Raw genomic sequence first — 1,582 nt, 5'->3', positions numbered from 1 at the left:
GCTGAAATAATGATAAAGTTTTTTGAAAATGCTGATTGTAATAAAAAGTTACATTAATATAGGCAAATGAAATTTTCTGCTATTTTTTTTAATAATAATTGCTATTGATAAAATAAAAATCTGCCTTATTTTATACATGGAAAAATCTCAAAATCTTTATCACTTCTTTCATTTTTCGCTATTTAAAAAATGGAACTGTTATAATAAGGATCTTGCTTTTTATATAAATCATAAACCAAAATACCAATAAATTAAAAAAAGAAAGAGAAAATTAGTTGAAAAACAAATCTTTTAAAAAGACAGGAGAAACAATGAAAAAACTTAGAAAAATATAGAAAAGAAATATTTAAAGATAAAACTTCTGCTTACAGCACTACATAGCATTATGCCAAAAGATATAAAGGAATAAAACGAACGAAGTGCAATTTGACAGCTGGAACGAACGAAAAAAGAGCTTAAACAAAGTAAAATTAATCAGAAAAGTTAGTGTAAAAAAAAGATTTATTGGCTTAGCATTGGTTTAAATATCGGTGCTGAAGTTTAAGGTAAAAATGAGTTTTTTACGCGTCCTGTTTTGATAGTGAATAGTTTTTATAATGGCACATTTTTAGGCGCACCTTTAAGTTCTAAGACTAAAAACAAAAAAGGCTTTTTATTTCACAAATTTAAGGACAATAAAGGTACTTTACAAGTTGTACTTTTAAGACAAATGAGAGTTTTTGATACTAAAAGAATAAAAACTTACATAGGAAAAATCAATGACAAAGATTTTGAAATGATTAAAAATAAAATAGTAGAAAATATAATAAGCCCTGCACTAAGATAGGGAAACTCAAAAAATGAGCCAAATCCTTTCATTTCTGAAAAGTAATGAAAAAATTATTATTAAAAAATATTAATCTAAAATAAAGGATTAGCATGACAGAAGAGAAAGAAAATATTATTAAAGAAGTGTGTAAAGAGTTAAACATTACTCAAACTGAATTAGGAAGACAATTAGATGTCTTTGCTTCTACAATAAATACTTGGGCTAGTGGTAAAATTCCAACTTAGTGGATTATATTCTGCTGAAGAAATGGGTGTTGGAGTTACTGAAAGTAGCGATATTGTTATCGATATTGAAGCTTACCAAAACAATACTCAGGAAAACAAAAAGAAAGTTGATTTCTCACAAAACTTTTCACAATCAAACGCTACAACTTTTAGCGAAGATGAAAGACAAGTTTTGTTATCTTTGGGACTCAAAGTGAAAAATGAAGATGGTTATTATTGGATTGTAGGAAATACCTATGGTTTAAATGAAAAAATCAAGCAATTAGGTTATAGATTTCACTCTGAGAAAAAAAACATGGTGGAAGCAAATTGGAAATGTAGCCTAAGAACGCACATGAAAATATGTTATAATTTAGGAGTTAAGCATGCAATGATATGACATGAAAAAAGAAATTACACTCAATGAGAGCTTTAAAGCATTATTGGAAAGTATTTTTTCAGATACTGATCAAGCTAAAAAACTCATTCAAGCTTTTGAAGAATTTGCTAATGATAGAGCAACAACGCAAAGGCTTAATTTTGGGAATTT

3 protein-coding genes are annotated in these 1,582 nt (G+C 27.2%); all 3 read left to right on the top strand.

The window, feature by feature from the left end:
• Nucleotides 1–580 precede the first annotated feature (580 nt).
• The 3 genes from ELQ12_RS10780 to ELQ12_RS09620 all read left to right on the top strand — a co-directional run bounded on the left by ELQ12_RS10780 (nucleotide 581) and on the right by ELQ12_RS09620 (nucleotide 1,432).
• Nucleotides 581–826 carry a type II toxin-antitoxin system PemK/MazF family toxin gene (locus ELQ12_RS10780; protein WP_070261079.1) on the top strand — a complete coding sequence of 82 codons (246 nt, stop codon included), beginning with the start codon at nucleotides 581–583 and terminating at the stop codon, nucleotides 824–826.
• A 92-nt stretch (nucleotides 827–918) separates the two neighbouring features.
• Nucleotides 919–1,053, top strand: a complete 135-nt coding sequence (locus ELQ12_RS09625; protein ID WP_070261078.1) for a helix-turn-helix transcriptional regulator — start codon at nucleotides 919–921, stop codon at nucleotides 1,051–1,053.
• Entirely contained in the window at nucleotides 1,034–1,432 is a 399-nt protein-coding gene (locus ELQ12_RS09620; protein WP_243834154.1) for a recombinase, read from the top strand. The genes ELQ12_RS09625 and ELQ12_RS09620 overlap by 20 nt, the downstream gene beginning before the upstream one ends.
• The last annotated feature ends 150 nt before the right edge of the window (nucleotides 1,433–1,582 follow it).

It is taken from the genome of Campylobacter sp. US25a (genome assembly GCF_004379075.1).
GTDB lineage: Bacteria > Campylobacterota > Campylobacteria > Campylobacterales > Campylobacteraceae > Campylobacter_D > Campylobacter_D jejuni.
This window is presented reverse-complemented; position numbering and strand designations above follow the sequence as displayed.

Coding starts and splice junctions, on each gene's coding strand:
- ELQ12_RS09625 (WP_070261078.1), top strand. CDS start 919: ATGACAGAAGAGAAAGAAAATATTATTAAAGAAGTGTGTAAAGAGTTA.